Source organism: Pseudomonas fluorescens (genome assembly GCF_030344995.1).
Classification (GTDB): Bacteria; Pseudomonadota; Gammaproteobacteria; order Pseudomonadales; family Pseudomonadaceae; genus Aquipseudomonas; species Aquipseudomonas fluorescens_BF.
This window is the reverse complement of sequence record NZ_CP128260.1, coordinates 2411223-2434869: the sequence shown is the minus strand read 5'-3', so window position 1 is coordinate 2434869 and position 23647 is coordinate 2411223. Positions and strand designations below refer to the sequence as shown.

The 23647-nt window shown below is 60.4% G+C and carries 19 protein-coding genes and 5 tRNA genes; 8 read left to right on the top strand and 16 right to left on the bottom strand.

Annotated features, from left to right (window positions below; genetic code table 11):
- Positions 1-20: 20 nt before the first annotated feature.
- The 9 genes from QR290_RS10990 to gltX form a co-directional block, all read right to left on the bottom strand.
- Positions 21-980 carry a tRNA dihydrouridine synthase gene (locus QR290_RS10990; protein ID WP_289204888.1) on the bottom strand — a complete coding sequence of 320 codons (960 nt, stop codon included), beginning with the start codon at positions 978-980 and terminating at the stop codon, positions 21-23.
- Positions 981-1015: 35 nt separating this feature from the next.
- The gene (locus tag QR290_RS10985) at positions 1016-1477 is read right to left on the bottom strand and encodes an acyl-CoA thioesterase (RefSeq protein WP_011333342.1); all 462 of its coding nucleotides are present in this window, start codon (positions 1475-1477) and stop codon (positions 1016-1018) included.
- Positions 1478-1524: 47 nt separating this feature from the next.
- Positions 1525-2358, bottom strand: a complete 834-nt coding sequence (locus QR290_RS10980; RefSeq protein WP_115077202.1) for an alpha/beta fold hydrolase — start codon at positions 2356-2358, stop codon at positions 1525-1527.
- A gap of 30 nt (positions 2359-2388) precedes the next feature.
- The gene (locus tag QR290_RS10975) at positions 2389-2928 is read right to left on the bottom strand and encodes a TetR/AcrR family transcriptional regulator (RefSeq protein WP_007956432.1); all 540 of its coding nucleotides are present in this window, start codon (positions 2926-2928) and stop codon (positions 2389-2391) included.
- A 183-nt stretch (positions 2929-3111) separates the two neighbouring features.
- Positions 3112-3187, bottom strand: a tRNA-Glu gene (locus tag QR290_RS10970).
- A 78-nt stretch (positions 3188-3265) separates the two neighbouring features.
- Positions 3266-3341 (bottom strand) — tRNA-Ala (locus QR290_RS10965).
- 53 nt (positions 3342-3394) lie between these two features.
- Positions 3395-3470, bottom strand: a tRNA-Glu gene (locus QR290_RS10960).
- 79 nt (positions 3471-3549) lie between these two features.
- Positions 3550-3625 (bottom strand) — tRNA-Ala (locus QR290_RS10955).
- A gap of 202 nt (positions 3626-3827) precedes the next feature.
- Entirely contained in the window at positions 3828-5309 is a 1482-nt protein-coding gene (gene gltX / locus QR290_RS10950; protein ID WP_007956429.1) for a glutamate--tRNA ligase, read from the bottom strand.
- 230 nt (positions 5310-5539) lie between these two features.
- On the opposite strand from gltX, the gene QR290_RS10945 reads away from it, so the two are divergent.
- Both QR290_RS10945 and QR290_RS10940 read left to right on the top strand, forming a co-directional pair.
- Complete coding sequence (locus QR290_RS10945; RefSeq protein WP_115077200.1) at positions 5540-6589, top strand: HlyD family secretion protein; 1050 nt, start codon at positions 5540-5542, stop codon at positions 6587-6589.
- Positions 6590-6638: 49 nt separating this feature from the next.
- Positions 6639-8129: an MDR family MFS transporter gene (locus QR290_RS10940; protein WP_289205283.1), complete on the top strand. Its 1491-nt coding sequence runs from the start codon at positions 6639-6641 to the stop codon at positions 8127-8129.
- A gap of 58 nt (positions 8130-8187) precedes the next feature.
- Here the strand turns inward: QR290_RS10940 and uvrB are convergent, their stop codons facing one another.
- Positions 8188-10203, bottom strand: a complete 2016-nt coding sequence (gene uvrB / locus QR290_RS10935) for an excinuclease ABC subunit UvrB (RefSeq protein WP_114882095.1) — start codon at positions 10201-10203, stop codon at positions 8188-8190.
- A 336-nt stretch (positions 10204-10539) separates the two neighbouring features.
- Between uvrB and QR290_RS10930 the strand changes: the two genes are divergently transcribed.
- From QR290_RS10930 to QR290_RS10920, 3 genes are all read left to right on the top strand, one after another.
- Positions 10540-11736 carry an amino acid aminotransferase gene (locus tag QR290_RS10930; protein ID WP_007956422.1) on the top strand — a complete coding sequence of 399 codons (1197 nt, stop codon included), beginning with the start codon at positions 10540-10542 and terminating at the stop codon, positions 11734-11736.
- Positions 11737-11848: 112 nt separating this feature from the next.
- Positions 11849-12049 (top strand): hypothetical protein, encoded by a 201-nt coding sequence (locus QR290_RS10925; protein WP_065257405.1) that lies wholly within the window; start codon positions 11849-11851, stop codon positions 12047-12049.
- 70 nt (positions 12050-12119) lie between these two features.
- Positions 12120-12195: transfer RNA gene (locus QR290_RS10920), tRNA-Asn, on the top strand.
- A 122-nt stretch (positions 12196-12317) separates the two neighbouring features.
- On the opposite strand, the gene QR290_RS10915 is transcribed toward QR290_RS10920, so the two are convergent.
- Positions 12318-13838 (bottom strand): nucleobase:cation symporter-2 family protein, encoded by a 1521-nt coding sequence (locus tag QR290_RS10915; RefSeq protein ID WP_085690393.1) that lies wholly within the window; start codon positions 13836-13838, stop codon positions 12318-12320.
- A 348-nt stretch (positions 13839-14186) separates the two neighbouring features.
- Between QR290_RS10915 and QR290_RS10910 the strand changes: the two genes are divergently transcribed.
- Positions 14187-14516 (top strand): BrnA antitoxin family protein, encoded by a 330-nt coding sequence (locus QR290_RS10910; protein ID WP_115077198.1) that lies wholly within the window; start codon positions 14187-14189, stop codon positions 14514-14516.
- A 3-nt stretch (positions 14517-14519) separates the two neighbouring features.
- On the opposite strand, the gene QR290_RS10905 is transcribed toward QR290_RS10910, so the two are convergent.
- Together QR290_RS10905 and QR290_RS10900 are read right to left on the bottom strand one after the other, a co-directional pair.
- Positions 14520-15347 (bottom strand): arylamine N-acetyltransferase family protein, encoded by an 828-nt coding sequence (locus QR290_RS10905; protein ID WP_289204887.1) that lies wholly within the window; start codon positions 15345-15347, stop codon positions 14520-14522.
- A gap of 101 nt (positions 15348-15448) precedes the next feature.
- Positions 15449-16243 (bottom strand): exodeoxyribonuclease III, encoded by a 795-nt coding sequence (locus QR290_RS10900; protein WP_289204886.1) that lies wholly within the window; start codon positions 16241-16243, stop codon positions 15449-15451.
- A 118-nt stretch (positions 16244-16361) separates the two neighbouring features.
- On the opposite strand from QR290_RS10900, the gene QR290_RS10895 reads away from it, so the two are divergent.
- A complete protein-coding gene (locus QR290_RS10895; RefSeq protein ID WP_115077195.1) occupies positions 16362-16949 on the top strand; it encodes a GNAT family N-acetyltransferase in 588 nt (195 codons plus the stop codon).
- A gap of 4 nt (positions 16950-16953) precedes the next feature.
- On the opposite strand, the gene QR290_RS10890 is transcribed toward QR290_RS10895, so the two are convergent.
- Complete coding sequence (locus QR290_RS10890) at positions 16954-18396, bottom strand: mechanosensitive ion channel family protein (protein ID WP_115077194.1); 1443 nt, start codon at positions 18394-18396, stop codon at positions 16954-16956.
- A gap of 139 nt (positions 18397-18535) precedes the next feature.
- A complete protein-coding gene (locus QR290_RS10885; protein ID WP_289204885.1) occupies positions 18536-19402 on the bottom strand; it encodes a pirin family protein in 867 nt (288 codons plus the stop codon).
- A 222-nt stretch (positions 19403-19624) separates the two neighbouring features.
- On the opposite strand from QR290_RS10885, the gene dkgB reads away from it, so the two are divergent.
- On the top strand, positions 19625-20428 hold the full coding sequence (dkgB, locus tag QR290_RS10880) for a 2,5-didehydrogluconate reductase DkgB (RefSeq protein WP_289204884.1): 804 nt from the start codon (positions 19625-19627) through the stop codon (positions 20426-20428).
- Positions 20429-20432: 4 nt separating this feature from the next.
- On the opposite strand, the gene QR290_RS10875 is transcribed toward dkgB, so the two are convergent.
- Positions 20433-23645, bottom strand: coding sequence for an ATP-binding protein (locus tag QR290_RS10875; protein WP_289204883.1), 3213 nt, complete (start codon positions 23643-23645; stop codon positions 20433-20435).
- Between the last annotated feature and the right edge of the window lie 2 nt (positions 23646-23647).

Here is a 23647-nt window from a genome sequence, read left to right as displayed (position 1 = left end):
GAGATCGTTTGAAGATTTTTTCAGGCGGCTTCGGCGACCGGCAAACCCAGTAAACGCGAGACCTGATCCGGCTCGGTCTCCCGACGCAGCACGGTAAACAGCTCGACGGCTTCGGGATAATTGCGGGTCAACATGGCCAGCCATTGCTTCAAACGGCCCGGCGATTGGCGCGCGGTCATTTGCGCTTTGGCTTGCAACCAGAAGTCCTGGATCAGTGGCATCAGTTCGGTCCAGGTCATCTCGATGACTTCCTCGCCGGCACGGGCGGCGGCGATCTGTTTGGCCAGATCCGGACGCGATACCAGACCACGACCGAGCATGATGTCTTCGACGCCACTGATTTCCCGACAGCGGCGCCAGTCTTCGACACTCCAGATGTCGCCGTTGGCGAACACCGGCACCTTGACCACGTCCTGCACGCGCGGGATCCACTCCCAATGCGCCGGTGGCTTGTAGCCGTCGACCTTGGTGCGGGCGTGAACCACGATGTGTTCGGCGCCACCTTCGGCCAGCGCCGTGGCGCACACCAGCGAGCCGTCCGGGCTGTCGAAACCCAGGCGCATCTTGGCGGTGACCGGAATGTGTGCAGGTACTGCGCGACGCACGTGTTCGACAATCTGGTTGAGCAGCTCCGGCTCCTTGAGCAGCACCGCACCGCCACGGGATTTGTTGACCGTTTTTGCCGGGCAACCGAAGTTCAGGTCGATCACTTCAGAGCCGAGCTCGCAGGCCAGTGCCGCGTTTTCCGCCAGGCACACCGGGTCGGATCCCAGCAACTGCACGCGCAGTGGCACACCGGAAGCGGTGCGCGCACCGTTGAGCAGTTCAGGGCCGAACTTGTGGAAATAGGCCGGAGTCAGCAACTGGTCGTTGACCCGAATGAACTCGGTCACGCACCAGTCAATACCGCCGACACGGGTCAGGACATCGCGCAGGATGCCGTCGACCAACCCTTCCATCGGCGCCAGAGCAATTTGCATGGGAAACACACACTCAAGGAAAAACGTGCGGCAGTTTACTGGGTTTCGCGGGTTAAACCCATGTCCGCTGTCTGGATGGCCGGGCCGTAGCCTTCGATGAACTCGGCGGGCATGCGCTTGGGCCTGCCGGTGGATAGTTCGATGCAGACGAAGGTGGTCTGGGCGCGCAGCAGTGTGGCGTTATCGCTGGGGCGAATCAGCTGAAAGTGACGGGTCATTTTCAGGCGCTGATCCCAATCGACGATCCAGGTCGCCAGTTGCAGTTCATCACCTTCGTAGGCAGCGGCCAGGTAATCGATTTCGTGTCGCACAACGGCCATTGCCCGATCCAGACGCCGGTACTCGACCAGATCCAGGCCCAGACGCTGCGAGTGGCGCCAGGCGCAGCGCTCGAGCCAGGTCACGTAGACCGCGTTGTTCGCGTGCCCCAGCCCGTCGATGTCCTCAGCGCCCACTTGCAGATCAATGGTAAACGGCGTTGCCCGATCCCAGCCCATGCCCTACTCCCGGTCAGATTATTCAACCGGGGCAGTGTAACGGATGACTACGCCGATTGCCGCGCCTGGAGGCTGCGACCGGCCAGCAGTGATAGCACACCATCAATCACCCGTGGGTCAGCCAATACGCGCTGATGGCCGCCGGCCTCCAGGCGCAGAAGGCGACTGTCAAACCAGGATTCGTGGATCAGTTGGGATTCCTTGACCGAGACGAAGGTGTCGTCCTCGGCATGCACGATCAGGCCTGGCATATCCAGTTGATAGTGAGCGACATCAAGGGTGGCGGCACGCATGCCGACGTCCTGCTCGACTTGACGAATGAACGCGGAACGAGCTCTGGGTGGCATGCCGACGTAACGGGCAAATCCGCGCAACACACCAAGAATGCGAGCCGGCGCGGCGATGCTCACCAGAGTTTCAGTGCGCAAGCCCAATTGCACGGCAAGCATGGCGCTTGCGCCGCCCATGGAGTGACCGATGACGGCTTGCAGCGGTGGCAACTCGGCAGCAGCCTCAAGCATCGCACGAGCAAACAGCACGACATTGGCTTCGCGGCCCGGCGAGCGGCCGTGGGCCGGACCATCCAGCGCGACTACGGTGTAGCCCGCTTCGACCAACGCAGTGATCAACGCGGCAAACTGGGTGGGCCGCCCTTCCCAGCCGTGCATCAGCAAAACCGTCGGGCCTTGTCCCCAGCGCAGGGCCGAGAGACCGAAACGCAAGGTAATGCGCTCGGATTTGGCCAGCAGCGGCAATTCCCAGTCTCGCGGTGCATTCGCGCGCGGCGTCATGAACGCCAGCCGCATTTTGCTCGCCACCAGTTTCGGTGCGAACCAGCCCAAGGTGCCATTAACGCCGCGAACCCACTTCAACGTGCTCATCGCTCTCTCCTCGGGCTTGTAGCCTTCAGGTCAACGCACCGCCGACTTGGCAGCGCGCAGCAATCGATCGGATAAATCACCAGGGCCCAACGCCCTTGAGAGCGCCAGACCACCTACCATCAAGGCCACGTCGGCCAACGCTTTATCGATGTCTTCAGGGCTTGAAGCCAACTGCGCGATCATCAGTTCCAGGTGCTCGTTCAGCGCTATGCGGAATTCTTCCGGCAGCCGCCCAAGCTCACCAATGGAGGCTGGAATCGGGCAGGCCGAATCGCTGGAATCGCGATGCTTGCGCGACAGGTAGAACGCGGCCACCAGAGCGCGGCGTTCTTCACCGGTCAGCTCGCTGTCCATGTCGGCAATCAGGTCGCGACGGCGACCGAGCAATTGCTTGAACGCCTCAAGCATCATTGCATCCTTGCTTTCGAAGTGTGCGTAGAAGCCACCAACGGTCAGGCCGGCCGCACCCATCACTTCGCCCACGCTCGGTTCAGCCGGGCCGCGCTGGATCAGTGCAGCACTGGCGGCCTTGAGAATGCGTTCGCGGGTTTGAGCTTTCTTGTCGTTCATCGTCGCCTCCGAATATTACGATAGCAATATTATTCTCATAATAATAATCCGCAAGTCACAAGCGTGACCGCTGGTCTGAAGCACAGTGTTAAGGAAAAAGAGGATTTGGCCAAACGCCAGACAAACAAAAGGGCCATTCAATAATTGAATGACCCTTATAAAATCCCGCAGAGCGGGTAATCGTGGCGTCCCCTAGGGGACTCGAACCCCTGTTACCGCCGTGAAAGGGCGGTGTCCTAGGCCACTAGACGAAGGGGACACAAACCTTCTATACAACTGATCAGCGCTGAGAACTGATCGATTCAAGGCCGGTGTGGCCAGACCTTGAACTGTAAATTGGTGGAGCTAAGCGGGATCGAACCGCTGACCTCCTGCATGCCATGCAGGCGCTCTCCCAGCTGAGCTATAGCCCCGGATTTTTCGCCTCTCGGCGGAGCGACATCTTGCAACATCGCTTCTGTAAAACTGGCGTCCCCTAGGGGACTCGAACCCCTGTTACCGCCGTGAAAGGGCGGTGTCCTAGGCCACTAGACGAAGGGGACGCAAACCCTTCTATACAACTGATCAACGCTGAGTGTTGATCGCTTCGAAGCCGGTGTGGCCAAGCTTCGAAGTGTAAATTGGTGGAGCTAGACGGGATCGAACCGTCGACCTCTTGCATGCCATGCAAGCGCTCTCCCAGCTGAGCTATAGCCCCTCATCGTTGATGTCATCGCTGAGGACGGGGCGAATCTTAAGGGCGTATCGAAAGGCTGTCAAACTTATTTTTGAAAAATTTCAAAATTTTTTGTCGGCATAACAATCACTTACCGCCCTCCCCCCGTAAATTCGGGGGAAAACGCCGAAGGACGGGATCAAAAGATCCTGACCTGCGGCGCGTCCTGCAGAGTCAAACGCAATCAGGCGATAGCGCCCAACAGCTTTTCCCACTCTTTGTTTTCTTTCTTCGACACGCCGCCCAGCAGGTCAATCGCCTGGCGCAGACGGAAACGGGTCAGGTCCGGCCCGAGGATTTCCATCGCATCGAGCACCGACACCGAACTCGCCTGCCCTGTGATCGCGGCAAACATCAGCGGCATTGCATCACGCAGCTTCAGCTCGAGGGATTCGACCACCGCCTGAATCGTCGCGGTGATGCTGTCCTTCTCCCACTGACGCAGGCTTTCCAGCTTCCACAGGATCAATTGCATCAACTGACGAACCTGATCGCCCGAAAGCTTTTTCGATTCGAACAGCTTGGCATCCGGGTTCACGCCACCGGCGAAGAAGAACCCGGCCAGCGGTGCAACCTGGCTGAAGGTTTCGACGCGGCCCTGAACGTGCGGCGCGATCTTCATCATGTATTCGGAATTGAACGCCCACTTCTGTACTCGGGCGGCGAACTCTTCCACCGGCAGATCACGCAGCCACTGGCCGTTGAGCCACGACAGTTTCTCGATATCGAAAATCGGCCCACCCAGCGACACACGCTTGAGGTCGAAGTTGTCGACCATTTCCTGCAGCGAGAACTTCTCGCGCTCGTCCGGCATCGACCAACCCATGCGGCCCAGGTAGTTGAGCATCGCCTCAGGCATGAAACCCATGCGCTCGTAGAACGTCACCGAGGTCGGGTTCTTGCGCTTGGACAGCTTGCTCTTGTCCGGGTTACGCAGCAGCGGCATGTAGCACAGCTCCGGTTGTTCCCAGCCGAAGTACTCGTAGAGCAGGATCAGTTTCGGTGCCGACGGCAGCCATTCTTCACCGCGCAGTACGTGGGTGATGCCCATCAGGTGGTCGTCGACCACGTTGGCCAGGAAGTACGTCGGCAGGCCGTCGGTCTTCATCAGCACTTGCATGTCCATGCGATCCCACGGGATCTCGACATCGCCACGCAGCATGTCCGGCACCACGCAGACGCCTTCGCTCGGCACCTTCATGCGGATCACGTGCGGCTCGCCGGCGGCCAGACGACGTGCGACTTCTTCCTTGGACAACAACAGCGCACGGCCGTCGTAGCGCGGGGTTTCGCCGCGAGCCATTTGCTCGGCGCGCATCTGGTCCAGCTCTTCGGCGGTGCAGAAGCACGGGAAGGCATGGCCCATGTCGACCAGTTGCTGGCAGTACTTCTGGTAGATGTCGCCGCGCTCGCTCTGACGGTAAGGACCGTGCGGGCCGCCGACGTCCGGGCCTTCGCTCCAGTCGATGCCCAGCCAGCGCAGGGCGTCGAAGATCTGCTGTTCGGACTCGCGGGTCGAACGCAACTGATCGGTGTCTTCGATCCGCAGGATGAACTCACCGCCGTGCTGCTTGGCAAAGCAGTAGTTGAACAGTGCGATGTAAGCGGTACCTACGTGGGGATCCCCGGTAGGCGATGGCGCGATGCGAGTGCGGACGGTGGTCATGGCATGTCTCGAAAAGAATGAAAAGCAAAGAACGATCAAGCGGCGAATGGTAACAGGCGACACCTGCCCCGCTCCAGCGGGCAGGGCATTTAAGCCAAGGTTGCGTCTGGAACGCCCGTTGGCCGTGGTGAATGGCCGAATATCAACAGACGGCATTTACCGTTCATCGGCTGTATGCCAGATTCGCCTGCTGATAACTTTCCTTACAATTCCTCGACTACAGTTTGCCCATGCCTGCCCAACTCAAGCGTCGCCTGTTCATTTTCCTGCTGCTGGTCCTGTTGATTGCCGGGGGCTTTTTCGCCCATTGGTTTTTCAAGGGACGCTTTTATGAAAGCACCGACAACGCCTATGTCCAGGGTGAAATCACCCGCGTGTCGAGCCAGTTGAGCGCACGCATCGACGAAGTCCTGGTGCAGGACAATCAGCACGTGGAAAAAGGCCAGTTGCTGATCCGTCTCGAAGGCGATGACTTTCGCCTCGCCGTCGATCGCGCCAACGCCGCCCTCGCCACCCGCGAGGCCGAGCGCCTGCAAGCCCAGAGCAAACTGACCCAGCAAGCCAGCCTGATCGCCGCCAGCGACGCGCAAGTCGCCACCACCCAGGCAACGCTCGGCCGCTCGCAGGTGGATTTGTCGCGGGCAGAAACCCTGCGCAAACCCGGCTACGTCTCCGAGGAACGGGTCACCACCCTCGCCGCCGATGCCCACATCGCCCGCTCGCAAGTGGCCAAGGCGCAGGCCGATGCCCAGAGCCAGCGCCAGCAGGTCAACGCGCTGACCGCAGAGATCAAACGCCTCGACGCGCAGATCGCCAACGCTCGCGCCGACCTCGCCCAGGCCGAACTGAACCTGACCCGCAGCGAAATCCACGCGCCGATCAGCGGCCTGATCGGCCAGCGCGCCGCACGCAATGGTCAAGTGGTACAGGCCGGCGCCTATCTGTTGTCGATCGTTCCGGACGAAGACATCTGGGTCCAGGCCAACTTCAAGGAAACCCAGATCGGCCACATGCAACCGGGCCAGAGGGCCGAGCTGCTCTTCGATGCCTATGGCGATACGCCGATCGAAGCCCGGGTCGACAGCCTGTTCGCCGCCTCGGGCGCGCAGTTCAGCCTGTTGCCGCCGGACAACGCCACCGGCAACTTCACCAAGGTCGTCCAGCGGATTCCGGTCAAGCTGACCTTCAAGGCTGACAACCCGCTGCACGGCAAGATCCGTCCCGGCATGTCCGTCACCGCCACCGTGAACATCAAAGACGCCCCTGACAATGGCCGGTGATTCGCTGATCCGCCCGGTCGGCGAACCGACCCGGCGGGACTGGATCGCGGTGATGAGCGTAATGCTTGGCGCCTTCATGGCGGTGCTCGACATTCAGATCACCAACTCGTCGCTCAAGGATATTCAGGGCGCCCTGTCGGCGACCCTGGAGGAAGGCTCGTGGATTTCGACGTCTTATCTGGTGGCGGAAATCATCATGATTCCGCTGACCGCCTGGCTGGTGCAGCTGCTGTCGGCCCGTCGGCTGGCGGTGTGGGTGTCGCTGGGGTTTCTGATTTCGTCGCTGCTGTGCTCGATGGCCTGGAGCCTGGAGAGCATGATCGTGTTTCGCGCCATGCAGGGCTTCACCGGCGGCGCGCTGATCCCGCTGGCGTTCACCCTGACCCTGATCAAACTCCCGGAACACCACCGCGCCAAAGGCATGGCGATGTTTGCCATGACCGCCACCTTTGCCCCGTCCATCGGCCCGACCCTCGGCGGCTGGCTCACGGAAAACTGGGGCTGGGAGTACATCTTCTATATCAACATCCCGCCGGGGCTGATCATGATCGCCGGGCTGATGTACGGGCTGGAGAAGAAAGAAGCGCATTGGGAGTTGCTGAAAAGTACTGACTACACCGGCATTCTCACGCTGGGCGTCGGCCTCGGTTGCCTGCAGGTTTTTCTTGAGGAAGGCCATCGCAAGGACTGGCTGGAATCGAGCCTGATCGTGACGCTGGGCAGCATCGCCCTGCTGAGCCTGATCACCTTTGTGATCGTGCAGATTTCCAAGCCCAACCCGCTAATCAACCTCGGGATCCTGCGCAACCGCAATTTTGGGCTGTCGAGCATTTCCAGCCTCGGCATGGGCGTCGGGCTGTACGGTTCGATCTATTTGCTGCCGCTGTATCTGGCGCAGATCCAGAATTACAACGCCCTGCAGATCGGCGAAGTGATCATGTGGATGGGCGTGCCGCAGCTGTTTCTGATTCCGCTGGTGCCGAAACTGATGAAATTCGTCTCGCCGAAATGGCTGTGTACGATCGGTTTCGGCTTGTTCGGACTGGCGAGTTTTTCATCCGGCGTGCTCAACCCGGATTTCGCCGGGCCGCAGTTCAACCAGATCCAGATTATCCGGGCACTGGGTCAGCCGCTGATCATGGTGACCATTTCGCTGATCGCCACGGCGTACATCCTGCCGCAGGACGCGGGCTCGGCGTCGAGTCTGTTCAACATTTTGCGCAACCTCGGCGGCGCCATCGGCATCGCCCTGCTCGCGACGCTGCTGGACGCGCGCACCAAGACCTACTTCGATTATTTACGCGAAGCTGTGGTGCCGACCAATCCGCAGGTGGCCGAACGCCTGGCGTCGATGACCGATCGGTTCGGCAGTGACACGGCGGCGCTGGGCAAGTTGAGCGAGATCGTTCATCAGCAGGCGCTGATCATGGCCTACAACGATGCGTTTCACTTTGTCGGGATTGCGCTGGGGATCAGCATGTTGGCGATCTTGCTGACCAAGGCCTTGCCGGCTGGGCTGAAGGCTGGCGAGGCGCACTAACCGTGAGCGATCGTTCCCATGCTCGGCGTGGGAACGATCAGTTATCAGGCGATAGAGATCAGACGGCCAACAGCCGCTCACGCAGCTTGGCGATTTCGTCGCGCATCTGCGCTGCCGCTTCGAATTCCAGGTCGCGAGCCAGCTGGTACATCTTCTCTTCCAGTTGACGGATGCGCTTGGTGATCTCGCTCGGCGAGCGCAGTTCGGCTTCGTACTTGGCGTTTTCTTCGGCGGCTTTGGCCATGCCTTTGCGCTTCTTGCTGCGCGAACCGGGCACGGTGGCGCCCTCCATGATGTCGGCGACGTCCTTGAACACGCCCTTCGGCGTGATGCCGTTGGCCAGGTTGAAGGCGATCTGCTTGTCGCGACGACGCTCGGTTTCGCCAATCGCCCGCTCCATCGAGCCGGTGATGCGGTCCGCGTAGAGAATCGCCCGGCCATTGAGGTTACGTGCAGCCCGGCCGATGGTCTGGATCAGCGAACGCTCGGAACGCAGGAAACCTTCCTTGTCCGCGTCGAGGATCGCCACCAGCGACACCTCCGGCATGTCCAGACCTTCACGCAGCAGGTTGATCCCCACCAGCACATCGAAGGTGCCCAAACGCAGGTCGCGGATAATTTCGACCCGTTCGACCGTGTCGATGTCCGAGTGCAGATAACGCACACGCACGCCGTGATCGGCCAGGTAATCGGTCAAGTCTTCGGCCATGCGCTTGGTCAGCGTGGTAACCAGCACGCGCTCCTCCAACGCCACACGTTTGGTGATTTCCGACAATAGGTCGTCGACCTGAGTGAGCGCCGGGCGCACTTCAACCTGCGGGTCGACCAGACCGGTCGGGCGCACCACTTGCTCGATCACCCGCCCGGCGTGTTCGGCTTCGTAGTTGCCGGGCGTGGCCGAGACAAAAATCGTCTGCGGGCTCACCCCTTCCCACTCGTCGAAACGCATCGGCCGGTTATCCAGCGCTGATGGCAGGCGGAAACCGTATTCCACCAATGTTTCCTTACGCGAACGGTCGCCCTTATACATCGCGCCGACTTGCGGCACGCTGACGTGGGATTCGTCGATCACCAGCAACGCGTCGGCCGGCAGGTAATCGTAAAGGGTCGGCGGCGCCGCACCGGCCGGACGTCCCGACAGGTAGCGCGAGTAGTTTTCGATGCCGTTGCAGTAGCCGAGCTCGAGGATCATCTCCAGGTCGAACCGGGTGCGCTGCTCCAGCCGCTGGGCTTCCACCAGTTTGTTGTTGTTGCGCAGGTATTCCAGGCGCTCCTGCAACTCGACCTTGATCCCCTCGATGGCATCGAGCAGGGTTTCCCGGGGCGTCACATAGTGGCTTTTCGGGTAGAAGGTGAAGCGCGGCAGTTTGCGGATGACTTCGCCGGTCAGCGGGTCGAATGCGGAAATGCTCTCCACTTCGTCATCGAACAACTCGATGCGGATCGCTTCGAGGTCGGATTCCGCCGGATAGATGTCAATTACATCGCCGCGCACCCGGAAGGTCGCACGGGCGAAATCCATGTCGTTGCGGGTGTATTGCAGGTCGGCCAGGCGCCGCACCAGCGCACGCTGATCGAGCTTGTCACCGCGATCGACGTGCAAGACCATTTTCAAATAGGTTTCCGGGCTGCCCAGACCGTAGATGCACGACACCGTGGTGACGATGATCGCGTCCTTGCGCTCCAGCAACGCTTTGGTCGCCGACAGCCGCATCTGCTCGATGTGGTCGTTGATCGACGCATCCTTCTCGATAAAAGTGTCGGACGACGGCACGTAGGCTTCGGGCTGGTAGTAGTCGTAGTAGGAAACGAAGTACTCGACAGCATTGTTCGGGAAGAACGACTTGAACTCGCCGTACAGCTGCGCGGCCAGGGTCTTGTTCGGCGCCAGCACCAGGGTCGGGCGCTGCACTTGGGCGATTACGTTGGCGATACTGAAGGTCTTGCCCGACCCGGTCACCCCGAGCAGCGTCTGGTGCGCCAGCCCGGCTTCGATGCCTTCGACCATCTGGCGAATGGCTTCGGGTTGATCGCCGGCGGGGTCAAAACGGGTGACGAGCTGGAATTCAGACATAAACACCTCTGGAATCGCGGCGCTGCGGGCAAACCGCAGCACCACGAGAAAGACCGCTAACGACCGATGTCGCGCAAGGAAAAACGAAGATTGTGCTGAATGTGGAGCCGATTGCCTCGCCTTTCAAGGCAAACGTCCTACATCCGGTAAAGTCTCCGACAAGTCCATTCGACTAACGGTCGAGAAATAATCGGAAAAACTTACCTGAAAACCCGATTCGCCTGTCGCCATTGATCGATGATGGCCTCTATACTAGCTCCCCGTTTGTGCACCGCTCTAGTGCATTCGGCTGGAGCGCCACACGTCCCTCCACTCTCCATTAGAGCTGCCGTAAAAATGAGCCTGTTCTCCGCTGTCGAAATGGCACCCCGCGATCCAATCCTGGGCCTCAACGAAGCATTCAACGCCGATACCCGGACCAATAAGGTCAACCTCGGGGTGGGTGTGTACTGCAACGAAGAGGGGCGAATTCCACTCCTGCGCGCCGTTATCGAAGCCGAAACCATTCGCGCCGCTCAGCACGCCTCCCGTGGCTACCTGCCGATCGACGGCATCGCTGCTTACGATCAGGCCGTGCAAAAGCTGCTGTTCGGCAATGATTCGCCACTGCTGGCGGCTGGCCGCGTCGTCACCACTCAGGCCGTCGGCGGTACCGGCGCACTGAAAATCGGTGCCGACTTCCTCAAGCAACTGCTGCCCAATGCCGTTGTGGCGATCAGCGACCCGAGCTGGGAAAACCACCGCGCGCTGTTCGAAACCGCCGGTTTCCCGGTGCAGAACTACCGCTACTACGACGCCGCCACCCACGACGTGAACCGTGCCGGCCTGCTGGAAGACCTCAATGCGCTGCCGAACGGCTCGATCATCGTGCTGCACGCGTGCTGCCACAACCCGACCGGCGTCGACCTGAGCCCGGCGGACTGGAACAACGTGCTGGAAGCGGTCAAGGCCAAAGGTCACGTGCCGTTCCTCGACATGGCTTACCAGGGTTTCGGTGACGGCATTGCCGAAGACGCTGCTGCCGTGCGTCTGTTCGCCGAATCCGGCCTGACCTTCTTCGTGTCGAGCTCGTTCTCCAAGTCGTTCTCGCTGTACGGCGAGCGTGTCGGCGCGCTGTCGATCGTCAGCGAATCGAAAGAAGAAAGCGCCCGCGTCCTGTCGCAAGTCAAACGCGTGATCCGCACCAACTACTCCAACCCGCCGACCCACGGTGCAAGCGTTGTCGCCGCCGTGCTGAACAGCCCGGAACTGCGCGCCCAGTGGGAAGCCGAACTGGCTGAAATGCGCCTGCGCATTCGCGGCATGCGCGAGCAGATGGTTGCTCTGCTGGCCAAAAAAGCCCCGCAGCGTGACTTCAGCTTCGTTGGTCGTCAGCGCGGCATGTTCTCCTACTCCGGCCTGACCACCGAACAGGTTCACCGCCTGCGCAACGAGTTCGGCATCTACGCCCTGGACACCGGCCGCATCTGCGTCGCCGCGCTGAACCAGAGCAACATCGAAGCCGTGACGGACGCCATCGTTCAGGTCATCTGATCCGGCGCTGCACTGAAAACGGGAAGCCTTCGGGCTTCCCGTTTTTTATTTGTCTGAAGAAAAGCCGCTACACCCTCTAGACTGCACACAGACGATATTTCAGAGAGCCGATATGAAAAACGATGACCTGCGCGCCGACCGCGATGAGCTGGACTACTATCCACCCCGCACCTCGGGCAAACGCGAAAAGAGCCTGGTGCTGCAAGTGGCGGCCGGCGTGTTTCTCGGCGGACTGGCCCTGTGGCTGGTACAACTGGCCGCCACAGCGTTGTACGCAAAACTGCTGATGGGCACCTTTACCTTCGGCGGCTGAAAAGCCGTTCGGTAAAAAAGTTTCGGCAATGCTTGACTAGTCTTTTTAAATCAGTAACATACGCACCAATTCCGCAATAGCTCAGTTGGTAGAGCAAGTGACTGTTAATCACTGGGTCCCTGGTTCGAGTCCAGGTTGTGGAGCCAAATACAGAGCCCCTGAATCGATAGATTCAGGGGCTTTTTTGTGGGCATTGAAAAAGTCAGCGCCATAAAAAGGGCCGATCAGTTTCGCAACTGATCGGCCCTTTTTCATTCAACTACAACGGTCAGACGTGCTCGCTGCTCTTGGCGTGTGCCTTCGGCGCGCCATGACCGTGATCCGAATCCGGATCGATCACCGGCACTTCGTTGCCGTCGCAGTCGTGCAGCTTGCCGTCGCTGAAGTAGTCGCCTTCACGCAGGGCTGCCAGATCGCGATAACGCAGGGTCCGCTCTTCTGCCGCCGCAAACACTGACTGCTGATCCGAGTTACCCGCCGTGAAGTGGTTGAACGCCAGGTTCAGCAGGATCGCCATGATCGCCGACGAGCTGATGCCCGAATGGAAAATGGTCGCGAACCAGCTCGGGAAGTGATCGTAGAAGTTCGGCGCGGCAATCGGAATCATGCCGAAGCCGATTGAGGTGGCGACGATGATCAGGTTGACGTTGTTGCGGTAATCGACCTTGGACAGCGTCCGGATGCCGCTCGCCGCCACGGTGCCGAACAGCACGATACCGGCGCCGCCGAGTACCGAGGTCGGCACGGCTGCGATGACCCGGCCCATGAATGGCAGCAGGCCGAGGATCACCAGGAAGATACCGCCGGTCGCCACCACATAGCGGCTCTTGATCCCGGTCACCGCCACCAGCCCGACGTTCTGGGCGAAGGCGCTCTGGGTGAACGAGCCAAAGATCGGCGCAAACATGCTCGACAGCATGTCCGCCCGCAGGCCGTTGCCCAGGCGTTTGGAGTCGACCTTGGTGCCGATGATTTCACCGACCGCCAGGATGTCCGCCGAAGTTTCTACCAAGGTGACCATGACCACGATGCACATCGACAGGATCGCGGCGAAGTGGAAGGTCGGCATGCCGAAATGGAACGGTGTCGGGAAGCCGAACATCGGGCCCTGGGTGACGTTGGAGAAGTCCGCCATGCCGAGGAACACCGCCAGCACCGTGCCGATCACCATGGCCAACAGGATCGACAGACGCGAGATGGTGGAGCTGCCAACCTTGCTCAGCAGCAACACCAGCACCAGCGTGACCGCCGCCAGACCGATGTTTTGCATGCTGCCAAAATCAGGCGCGTGACTGTTGCCACCCATAGCCCAGCGTGCGGCCACCGGCATCAGCGTCAGGCCGATGGTGGTGATCACGATGCCCGTGACCAGCGGCGGGAAGAACTTGGTGATTCGCGAGAACACCGGCGTGATCAGCAAGCCGATCAGCGACGCCGCAATCACCGCGCCGAGCACCGACTGGAAGCCGCCCTCCCCGCCACTGCTGACAATCGCCACCATCGTGGCAACACCGGAGAACGACACGCCCTGCACCAGCGGCAATTGACAGCCGAAAAACGGTAAACCCAGGGTTTGCAGCAACGTGGCCAGCCCCCCCGCAAACAATGAAGCAGCAATCAACAGACCGATGTCCGCCGGCGAAAGCCCGGCGGCCTGACCGATGATCAGTGGCACCGCGACGATACCGCCATACATGGTCAGAACGTGTTGCAGGCCGTAAGCCATATTCGCGCCGACCCCGAGATTCTCGTCCTCGGGCCGTTGGTGTGAAACATGGGGCGTTTTCATGGTGGGGGAGTTCCCTGGTTTTTGTTATGCGCACACTGTATGCAAGAGCCAGGACAAATGTCCATAGACTTGTATACAACTTATCAGTCACATAATGGTTAGCTAGCCACCCAACCTTCTATCCCGCTGCTTTCATCCCCCACAAATCCGGCAACACATCCCCAATCGAGTCCACGTTTTATCCGCCTGGGCTGAAGTGTTCACGGCGACCGACGGCGCGGTCTCATCCTTTTCATGCATATAAAGTATGCGTAATGGAGTCATTCAAGATTCAGTTCGATAAAAGCAAGAATGCTGCCAACGCATTCGAGCCCAGCGAGTGAGGGCAACTTTGCGCAGAGGTGATCAATGAAGGATGAGTACGATTTCAGCCAGGGTAAACGCGGCGCCATCGCGCCCACCAAGGGCAAGACCCGCATCACCATCATGCTCGATGACGCGGTGATCGAAGCCGCGCGCGAGGCCGCTGAAAGCGAGGGCTACGGCTATCAGACCGTTATCAACAACACCCTGCGCCACGCACTGCTTAACAGCCGTGGCGACGCCGATGAACTCGAACACTCCAGCGGGCAATTCAAGCAAGGCATCACCGCCACCGACCTCAAGAGCCTTGAGAAAAAACTGTCGGCGGCCGTGAACGAGATCCGGCGGGTGCTGGAGCCAGAGGCAAAACCTTAGGTTTCAAACCGGCTGGATCAGGCGCGCCAGTGCCTCGCGCGCACCGGGCTGGTGCGGCAAGCGCAGGCCGAACTCCCTTTCCAGCAGTTCGATCAGTTCATCGACATCCACCACTTCACGTCGCTCGCTTTCAGCGCCAATGCGGTGGATCGCGAAACTGCCGTTGTTCAACGTGCGCCGCCAGCCGTCGCCGGTACGCGCGACCATCAGGCGCTGGGCAAATGGCGAGTCCGGGTGAGTCGAGACGTACCAGTTGCCGAGGGTGTAATCGATGTCTTCCTGGCGTTGCAGGTCGAACAGGTACATCGGCCGCCATTCGCCGGCGACTCTGGCCCGCAGCATGTAGCCATCGGCCTGCACTTCGATGCGATACGGTTCATGCGGCGTGGATTGCTCGGCGTCGGTATCGAGCATCAGCGGCGCGGTCGGCACCATGCCGCCGAAGCCGACGTCGGTGATGTAGCGCACGTCGTCAATGGTCACCAGGCTCAAGCGGTGGGTGCGCGCCGTCCAGCTGCCCTCGGGCTGATTCATCACCACTCGCCCGCTGATACCCCGCGCGTCGAACCCCAACTCCAGCAACAGCGCCAGAAACAGATTGTTCAGCTCGTAGCAGTAGCCGCCACGGGCGCCGTTAAACACCTTGCGTTCGATGGAGGGCAGATCGATCAGGACGGGCTCGCCACTGAGCGTCGACAGGTTTTCGAAAGGAAAGGCGCCGGTATGGCGCAGCTGCAACAGACGCAGGGTTTCAAGGGTCGGTGCCGGAGGCGCATCGAATCCCAGGCGTTGCAGGTACTGTTTCAGATTCGTCAGGCGTGGCTCGCTCATTGCTGGGTCCTTTTGCATGGGGGCGCGGATCGTTCCGCCGATGGTCGCCATGTATACGGGATCCGGGCATCGAATCGACAATTGAATTAACCAATCACCGGCTAGCGTCTTTTACGCGAATCGATGCGAATCCACGTCGGCGCGTGGTCGCTGGCATGCGGTTCATTGCGCACCCAGGCATCTACACCGGCCTCGTGCAGATAAGGGCTCAGCTTTGGATTAAGCAGTAGATGGTCGATCCGCAGCCCGGAGTTCTTCTGCCAGTGCTGGCGGAAGTAATCCCAGAACGTATAAAGCCGATCTTCGGGATAAAGGTGCCGCAACGAATCCGTCCAGCCCTGATCCAGCAATCGCTGGTAACACTCGCGGCTTTGCGGTTGCAACAACGCATCCTTGAGCCAGGAACGAGTGTTGTAGATATCCAGATCGGTGGGCACCACGTTGTAATCGCCGGCCAACACCACCGGGTGGTCGCTGCTTTGCAGATCCCGGGCGTATTTGATCAGACGCTCGAACCAGGCCAGTTTGTAATCGAACTTCGGCCCCGGCTGCGGATTGCCATTGGGCAGGTACAGGCACCCCACCAACACCCCGTGCACCGCCGCTTCGAGATAGCGACTGTGTTTATCGTCAGGATCGCCGGGCAGACCGCGCCGGCTCTCCAGCGGTTGCGCATCGCGGGCAAGAATAGCCACGCCGTTCCATGACGCCTGGCCGTGCCAGATGGCACCGTAACCGGCGGCCGCAAGCTCAGCGGCAGGAAACGCGCTGTCCACCAGTTTCAGCTCTTGCAAACAGACGATGTCCGGCTGCTCGCGCCTCAGCCATTCCAGCAGATTCGGCAGTCGGGCCCGCAGGCCGTTGACGTTGAACGTGGCAATGCGCATCTTTTTCATCGTCCGGGTTCCTGCCTTTGACCGATAAAAACTGTGACATCCGCCCACCGCGACGGTTGCGTCGCATCCTTCCCGTACGGCGTAATAAGCCCTCGCCCGAACCGTCGAGAATCCCCTCATGCAAACCACGCTGCAAGGCCAGGGAATCATCCTGCGCCCGCTTCAATACACCGACGCCGATGCCCTGCTCCGCGCTGCCGCCGACGGTGAACTGTGGAATCTCACGGTCACGGTGGTGCCCTCGGCCACCACCGTCGATGCCTACCTGAAAAAGGCCCTCGACGGCCGTGAGGCGGGCACGGTCATGCCGTTTGTCATCGTGCTGAAAGAAACCGGCGAAGTGATCGGCTCGACCCGGTTCTGGAAGATCGATCCGCTCAATCGCAAGCTGGAGATCGGCAGCAGCTGGATTTCGGCACGCTTTCAGAAGACCTTCGTCAACACCGAGGCCAAGTACCTGATGCTGCGCCACGCGTTCGAGGTGCTCGATTGCGTGCGGGTGCAGTTCACCACCGACGAAAACAACCAGAAATCACGTAACGCGATCCTGCGGCTCGGCGCGCAGCAGGAAGGCATCGTCCGCCATGAACGCATCATGCCGGACGGCCGCAAGCGCAACTCGGTGCGTTTCAGCATCATCGATGACGAATGGCCGCAGGTGCGCCTGAACCTGGAACGCAAACTGGCGGATTACGGCCTGCGCTGAAGGCTCAGACGCGGTTGCGCAGCCATTGCAGGAAACCTTTTTTCGGCACCGCCACCGGCGTTTCTTCCGTCAGGGATTGCGCCTTGTGCAGGCGGAAATCGAGCAGCGCCTGCATCGCGTCGTTGATGTCGTGACGGGCGTCCAGACACGGTTTGAGATAAGACTTCTCGATGCGGTACAGCGCGCAGAAGGTCTTGGCGGAAAAGTCGGCCGGCAATGACGTATCGGACAGAATCCCCGCCTCGCCGATCACCTCACCCGGCCCCATCCGCCCGGACTCGAATGGCGTGCCGTGGCGCTTGAGCGTCACCGAGACCACACCGGATTCGATGATGAACAAATGATCGCTGACCTCACCGCCCGCGAGGATCATCTCGCCGGCACGGAAGGTCTGCAGGGTCATGTTCTGGCTGAAGGTTTCTTTCTCTTCCTGCCGCAGCGTGGAGAAAATCGGTGAGCTGTCCAGCAACGCCCGGGGGCGCGAGAGATTGCTCGGCACGCCAGGCTCATCACTCGACAATAGATTGACCCCGGACGCTTGCAGGTGCCGGTAAGCGAGGTCAAACAACTGATTGCGCACCACGCGCTTTTCGCTCATCGAAGCGACAAACCCGCTGATTTCATATTCGGTACCGGCACTGCTGGAGTTCTTCAGCGCGACACTCGGCGCGGGGCTTTCCAGCAATTGCCGACAGCCCTGCATCGCCCGCTCCAGGGCATCGATCACCGAACTGGGCCGCGCATGCGGGCTGACCTGCACGCTGACGGCAACCCCGAACATATTGCTCGGCCGGCTGAAGTTGATGATCTTGGCCTTGGCCGCCAGCGAGTTGGGAATCACCGCCATGCTGCCCTGACTGGTTTGCAGGCGCGTGGCGCGCCAGTCGATGTCGGTGACCCGGCCTTCGGTGCCGTCGATGGAAATCCAGTCATCCAGTTGATAAGGCTTGGTGGTGTTGAGCACGATCCCGGAAAACACGTCACTCAAGGTGCTCTGCAATGCCAGACCGACGATGATCGCCAACGCCCCGGATGTTGCCAGCACGCCTTTGACCGGCAGATCCAGCACGTAGGCCAGCGCCGCGATGATCGCAATCAGGAAGATCACCGCACCCAGCAGATCCTGCAACAGCCGCCCGGTGTGCCCGACCCGCTGCATCATCACCGCGCCAATCAACACCGTCAGGGTGCGCGCGCCGAACAGCCACCAGCCGATCTGCAACCCGGTCGCCGCCAGGTGCAATGGCACGTTGTCGGCCCACGGCGCAGGCTCCATCGGGTTGAGCCCTTCGTTGAACAGCAGAATGCTGAACAGGGCAAAGATCAGCACCCGCACCAACAGTTTCCAGGCGCTGCCGTGGGAGCTGATCAGACGCCACAGACCGAGATCGATCAGGATCAGGATCAAGGCGCAAAACAACGGATGATCGGTGAGCAGAGACAGCATCAAACAACTCCGACAGGGGCCAGTCGCGAGAAGATCGCACAGATTGGGCTCAGTGTAGGAGGAATTGATTTGGCGGGATGAGCGCCACTGCGCGCGCTCAAAAAAAACCGGCAGACACGCGTGGCGTCTGCCGGGATTTTCAGCCGTGCATCTGGCCGAAGCGGCCGGACTGGAAGTCGGCGAAGGCCTGGTGGATTTCCTGCTCGGTGTTCATCACGAACGGGCCGTGGCCGACGATCGGCTCATCAATCGGCTCGCCGCTGAGCAACAGCACCACTGCGTCCTGGCTGGCTTGGAGGGTGATTCGCTTGCCGTCACGCTCGAACAGCGCCAGTTGCCCTTCGCGCATCGACTCCACGCCATTGACCTGTATCGACCCCTTCAACACCACCAACGCCGTGTTGCGGCCTTCGTGCAAGTCCAGCGTGAGCAACTTGCCGCTGTTCAGTCGCAGATCCCACACATCGATAGGCGTGAACGTGCGGGACGGGCCCTTCTGACCGTCGAACTCACCGGCGATCAGACGCAGGCTGCCGGCACCGTCCTTGAGTGCGATTTGCGGGATATCACTGTCCAGAATGGTCTGGTAACCCGGCGCGGCCATTTTGTCCCTGGCCGGCAGATTCACCCACAGCTGCACCATTTCCAGATTGCCGCCGGTTCTGGCGAAGTTTTCCGAGTGGAATTCTTCATGCAGGATTCCGGAAGCCGCCGTCATCCATTGCACATCGCCCGGACCAATGATGCCGCCGCTGCCGGTGGAATCACGGTGCTGCACTTCCCCTTCGTAAACGATGGTCACGGTTTCGAAACCACGGTGCGGATGCTGGCCCACGCCACGACGCTCAGTGGTCGGGGTGAATTGCGCAGGCCCGGCGTGATCCAGCAGCAGGAACGGGCTGATGTGCTTGCCCAGATTGTCGTAGGAAAATAGGGTACGCACCGGAAACCCATCGCCGACCCAGTGGCCGCGAGGGCTGGTGTAGATACCGATAAGGTTTTTCATGGTGGACTCCGTCATCAGGTTGATCATAAGGCCGATCATAAATTCGCCACGTATTTAGTACTAGTCAGCCAAAACCGTCCTCATCGTTCTACTGATGGAACGATGACCGACTGCGGTGATTCGTGACTTTCAGTCAACAGTACTTTGTCCCGACAGCGGTTTTTCCCAAGGAATCAGACGCGGATACTCCTGCTCATTCCCACTGCAACCCTGGAGTCCTTCATGTCTGTTCCCGCTTTCGGTCTTGGTACGTTTCGCCTGCAAGGTCAGGTAGTCATCGACTCGGTGAGCACCGCCCTTGAGCTCGGTTACCGGGTCATCGACACCGCGCAAATCTACGAAAACGAATCCGACGTTGGCGAGGCCATCGCTGCCAGCGGCATCGCCCGCGACGAACTGTTCATCACCAGCAAAATCTGGATCGCCAACTTCGCCAAAGACCGGCTGATCGAAAGCCTCAAGGAGAGCCTGCAAAAGTTGCAGACCGACTACCTCGACCTGACGCTGATCCACTGGCCATCGCCGGAAGATCAAGTGCCGGTCGAAGAATTCATGGGCGCCCTGCTGGAAGCCAAACGCCTGGGTCTGACCCGGCAGATCGGCGTGTCCAACTTCACCATCGACCTGATGAAACAGGCGATTGCTGCGGTCGGTGCGGAAAATATCGCCACCAACCAGATTGAACTGCACCCGTACCTGCAGAACCGCAAGGTCGTGGAATTCGCCCAGAGTCAGGGCATTCAGATCACGTCGTACATGACCCTGGCCTATGGTGAAGTGTTGAAGGATCCGCTGATCGTGCAGGTCGCCGAGCGCCTGCAAGCCACTCCGGCGCAGGTCACCCTGGCGTGGGCGATGCAGTCGGGTTACGCGGTGATTCCATCGTCGACCAAGCGCGCCAACCTGCAAGGCAACCTGGGCGCCACGGCGCTGACTCTGAGCGACGCCGACATGGCGCTGATTGCCACACTGGATCGCGGCCATCGCCTGACCAGCCCCAAAGGCATCGCGCCGCAGTGGGACTGACCGATCAGGCCTGAAGCTGCTGCGCGAGGTCTTGCATGGCCACGCGCAGCAAATCGATGGCGGCCGTCAATGCCGCTTCGGGCTGATCGTCCTGGCAAGCCTGCTCGAGCACCCGACACGCCGAGACCACGCGCTCGGCACCAATCATGTGCGCCCCGCCCGTGACGTGATGCGCCAGATCACGCAAGCCTTTGCGATCGCGAGCTGATTCGTCCAGACGCTTGAGGTCAATGCGCAAACTGCTCAACACCTCCTCACGCAGTTGCCCGATCAGCGGGTTGTCCACGCCTGCCAGTTGCCACAGCGCACTGAGGTCGAACTCGGCCACTGCCGGATCGTCCACGCTGTCAGCCTGCACGTCACCCGGTACGGCAGCCATCAGGGCCTGGCTCAATTCGCGCAGCAGCACCGGTTTGAACAGGCAATCGTCCATCCCCGCCGCCCGGCATCGCTGCTTTTCTTCCATCTGTGCATTGGCGGTAAATCCGAGGATCAGGCAGGGCGCCCTGCCCGTCGCGACTTCTTCCTGACGCACTGCTCGCGCCAGTTCGTAACCGTTGAGCCCGTGCATGTTGATATCGGTGATCAGTGCATCGAAGGATTGCCTGCGCCACAGCTCCAGCCCCTCTTCACCGCCACCGGCGTCAACGGCGTGATGGCCCAGTTCACTCAACTGCCGGCACAACAACAGGCGATTCACCGGATGGTCATCCACCACCAGCACGTTCAGCGACTTCACTGTCATCGCCACTGGCGCCGGCGGAGCTTCCTGCACAAGTGGCGCCAGCACAGGCAGCTCCAGTCTCAGCATGAGCTGAGTGCCGCGGTTCAACTCGCTGCTCATCCACAAGTCACCGCCCATCATCCGGCACAGGTTGCGACTGATCACCAGCCCCAGACCCGACCCGCCATGCGTCACAGACTGATGCTCGCCGACCTGTACAAACGGACTGAACAGTCGCTGCTGATCCTCGACGCTGATCCCCCGTCCACTGTCTTCGATGATCACGCCCACCTCAATCAGCCCGTCCTGTTCTGCGAACACGCGCAAGCGCAGGCTCACCTCGCCGTCGTCGGTGAATTTGATTGCATTGCTCAACAGGTTCGACAGCACTTGCTTGAAACGCAGGGGATCGAGCATCACCTCGACGTCGCTGAGCTCATCCAGCTCGACATGCCATAACAATTGCTTCTGCCGGGCCAGGCCTTCGAAAATCCGACACACCGACACGACCACTTCGCGCAGATTGGCGCGCTCGGGGGCCAGCGACAAATGCCCGGACTCGATGCGTGCGATGTCGAGAATGTCGCCAATCAATGCCAGCAATTGCTGCCCGGCACTGGACGCGACTTCGATCGCCTGGCGATCGGTCACGCCTTCATCGGCACGTTTGAGGGCCAGTTCGAGCATGCCGGTCAGGGCATTCATCGGGGTGCGGATTTCATGACTCATGGTCGCCAGAAACGTACTCTTGGCACGGTTGGCTTCGTCGGCCGTCTCCTTGGCCTCCTGCAACTGACTTAGCCATTGCTGACGCTGGCGAATCTGCCGACGCTGAAAGCCGATCCAGCCCAATGCCAGCAACAGCAACCCTGCAGCAACGGCAAACCCGCGCAATATTTGCTCGCGATGACGCTGCCAATAGCTGTCTTGCAGCACCACGTTACGACTCCAGCGTGCGACCAGGCCGTCAATTTCCTGCGGTGCGATGCTCAGCAGTGCCTTGTTCAGAATGGATTGCAACTGCGGGGCGTCGAGCGCTGTGACCATAGCAACCCGGGCCGGTTGATCGCCCAAAGTCGAGACAATGCGCAAGCGATCGCGGTACTGGTGATCGATCTGGTAGCGCGCCACCAACAACGAACTCAATGTCGCGTCAGCCTTGCCGTCGAGCAGCGCCTGCGTGCCGTCGGCCGGGCTTGGCAACTCGATCAGGCGGATCTGCGGCACGTTCTCCAGCAGATAATCGCGCAACGGATTACCGCGATAGAGCGCCAGACGTTTGCCAGTCATCTCTTCCAGACTGCGCGGCGCCTGTGCCTTCGAATCGCTGATCAAGACGAAGGGACTATTGGCGTACGAACGGGTAAACAGCATTTGCGTTTCGCGCTCGCGGCTCGGTGTCAGCACCGGTAACAGATCCAGCTCACCGTTTTTGAGTTGCTCGACCTGACGATCCAGAGACTGACCCCGCACCACCTCGAACGTCAGGCCGCTGCGCTGACTGATCAGGTTGAGCAGTTGCGCAGCCAGTCCGCTGAACCGACCATCGGCGTCAAAGAATGTCAGCGGTGCAAAATCATCGATTGCGCCTACCCGCACCACCGGATGCTGATCCAGCCATTGTTGCTCGCTGTCGCTCAGGCTCACCCGCGACTGCGCCGCCATATCGGCGCGACCGGCGCTCCAGCGCAGTTCAATGGCCAGACGCTGCTCCATGGGAATCGCCAGCAGGGCCTTGTCGACCAGACGTTTCAAACGCATGTTGCTGCGGGCCAGGGCGAAGCCGAACGGATTGGCATCAAGGCCCGAAGGGCCGGCCAGTTGCAGGTCGTTGTAGAAATGCGTGTTGATCAGGTAGCTGGCGCTGATGAAGTCGCCGAGATAGAGCGCATCCCGGCCGAACGCCACGGCGCCCAGGGCATCGAAAATCGAGCGGTAACGCTGCAGGGAAACTTGTGGGTATGCCTCTTCGATGGTCGAGGCTGGCAGGTAGTCGTCCACCATGGCGATGCGCTTGCCCGCGAGGTCGCCCGGCAACGGTTCATCGAGCCGGGTCACCCACATCGGCTGATCCTCGGCGTAGGCACGGGACAGCATCAGGTCAGGATCGGCGATTTCGAAGTTGTTCGACGTGCCCAGCAGGTCCAGATCCCCGGCCTTGAGCGCGGCCATGGCGCTTTCGCGGTCGGGATAGCACCAGACCTCGACGGCGATGTTGAGTATCTGGGCGATCGCGTCAGCGTAATCGGCCGTGAGACCTTCCAGTTCATGGCGTTTGCGGGTCAGTTCAAAGGGTGGGTAATCCGGCCAGGAGGCACCGATGCGCAATACCCTGTGCGCGCTCAGCCACTGTTTGTCCTGCTCATCCAGACGAACCTGCACCCCCTCCAGACGGGTGCGGGAGACGATTTCCAACCTTTGCGCCTCGGTGGCGTGCACTGCGCTTGCAAGCAACAGTATCGACAGAAGCACAATCCGCAGAGGACATATCATGG

Bases quoted from the DNA above. Each gene is read 5' to 3' on its own strand.
- QR290_RS10990 (WP_289204888.1), bottom strand. From the start codon at position 980: ATGCAAATTGCTCTGGCGCCGATGGAAGGGTTGGTCGACGGCATCCTG.
- QR290_RS10985 (WP_011333342.1), bottom strand. From the start codon at position 1,477: ATGGGCTGGGATCGGGCAACGCCGTTTACCATTGATCTGCAAGTGGGC.
- QR290_RS10980 (WP_115077202.1), bottom strand. From the start codon at position 2,358: ATGAGCACGTTGAAGTGGGTTCGCGGCGTTAATGGCACCTTGGGCTGG.
- QR290_RS10975 (WP_007956432.1), bottom strand. From the start codon at position 2,928: ATGAACGACAAGAAAGCTCAAACCCGCGAACGCATTCTCAAGGCCGCC.
- gltX (WP_007956429.1), bottom strand. From the start codon at position 5,309: ATGACCACCGTCCGCACTCGCATCGCGCCATCGCCTACCGGGGATCCC.
- QR290_RS10945 (WP_115077200.1), top strand. From the start codon at position 5,540: ATGCCTGCCCAACTCAAGCGTCGCCTGTTCATTTTCCTGCTGCTGGTC.
- uvrB (WP_114882095.1), bottom strand. From the start codon at position 10,203: ATGTCTGAATTCCAGCTCGTCACCCGTTTTGACCCCGCCGGCGATCAA.
- QR290_RS10930 (WP_007956422.1), top strand. From the start codon at position 10,540: ATGAGCCTGTTCTCCGCTGTCGAAATGGCACCCCGCGATCCAATCCTG.
- QR290_RS10925 (WP_065257405.1), top strand. From the start codon at position 11,849: ATGAAAAACGATGACCTGCGCGCCGACCGCGATGAGCTGGACTACTAT.
- QR290_RS10915 (WP_085690393.1), bottom strand. From the start codon at position 13,838: ATGAAAACGCCCCATGTTTCACACCAACGGCCCGAGGACGAGAATCTC.
- QR290_RS10910 (WP_115077198.1), top strand. From the start codon at position 14,187: ATGAAGGATGAGTACGATTTCAGCCAGGGTAAACGCGGCGCCATCGCG.
- QR290_RS10905 (WP_289204887.1), bottom strand. From the start codon at position 15,347: ATGAGCGAGCCACGCCTGACGAATCTGAAACAGTACCTGCAACGCCTG.
- QR290_RS10900 (WP_289204886.1), bottom strand. From the start codon at position 16,243: ATGAAAAAGATGCGCATTGCCACGTTCAACGTCAACGGCCTGCGGGCC.
- QR290_RS10895 (WP_115077195.1), top strand. From the start codon at position 16,362: ATGCAAACCACGCTGCAAGGCCAGGGAATCATCCTGCGCCCGCTTCAA.
- QR290_RS10890 (WP_115077194.1), bottom strand. From the start codon at position 18,396: ATGCTGTCTCTGCTCACCGATCATCCGTTGTTTTGCGCCTTGATCCTG.
- QR290_RS10885 (WP_289204885.1), bottom strand. From the start codon at position 19,402: ATGAAAAACCTTATCGGTATCTACACCAGCCCTCGCGGCCACTGGGTC.
- dkgB (WP_289204884.1), top strand. From the start codon at position 19,625: ATGTCTGTTCCCGCTTTCGGTCTTGGTACGTTTCGCCTGCAAGGTCAG.
- QR290_RS10875 (WP_289204883.1), bottom strand. From the start codon at position 23,645: ATGATATGTCCTCTGCGGATTGTGCTTCTGTCGATACTGTTGCTTGCA.